General features: G+C 55.1%; 1 pseudogene. It reads right to left on the reverse strand.

Annotated elements, in window-relative coordinates:
• Positions 1-788, reverse strand: a pseudogene (locus tag ACF8EF_RS13250) (IS110-like element ISPpu9 family transposase); the annotation flags it as partial.
• Between the last annotated feature and the right edge of the window lie 27 nt (positions 789-815).

The following is an 815-nucleotide window of genomic DNA, read 5'->3' on the forward strand; positions in this document are numbered from 1 at the left end:
GATGGCTCTGGCTTGTTTTGCAGCACCGGCAACTGCTCTAACGCGGCTTTTATGGCGTCGTCACAATCAGCAATTTGCTGCTCCAGGAAGTCATAGGCAGCCAATTCCTGAGTTAGCGCATGCAAATGCTCGCGCCGCCAATTGCCATGAAGACTCCGAGCGACAGCCTCCTTGCCTGCCTTGATGCGGCGGTCGGTCAGTTCAGCCAGTTGCACTGGGTCCCGTTCACCTGCGCAGATGGCTCGCAAAATCTTCATGCCAGTTACGCCGGAAATATCACTGATGACATTGGCCAGCTGGATGTTCATTTGGCTCATGGCCTTTTGCATCCGGTTCAGCGTCTGCGCCTGGTCTTTCACTTTGGAAGCACGCTGCCTGACCAATGACCGGACGCAGCAGGTCAGATCATCGGGGCGGAATGCGCCTCTGAGCAGTCCATGAGTCATCAGCTGCCAAATCCACTGGCAATCCAGCACATCTGATTTACGGCCCGTGATTTGTCGAGTTGCTCTGGCATTGACGAGATAAACCTCAAAACCGCGCTCGCTGAGAATCTCGTAAATTGGAATCCAATAAACTCCCGTGGATTCCATGGCAACGACCTTGATCCCCAGGCTTTCAAGCCAGTTAGCCATCTTGAGCAGGTCGTCAGTAAAGGACGTGAACGACTGGACGGGATTTTCGTGCCGGGGATCGACCGCCACGAAATGCTCTCGACCACCGACATCGATCGCCGCGCAATCGGGATGGACGACGGTAAAGCGTTGCTTGGAAGGCTTGCGCGCCATGATGAATCCTCGCAGGATAAAGGGCGC

Origin of the sequence: Pseudomonas sp. zjy_15, from assembly GCF_043101865.1 — a bacterium.
GTDB lineage: Bacteria > Pseudomonadota > Gammaproteobacteria > Pseudomonadales > Pseudomonadaceae > Aquipseudomonas > Aquipseudomonas putida_Y.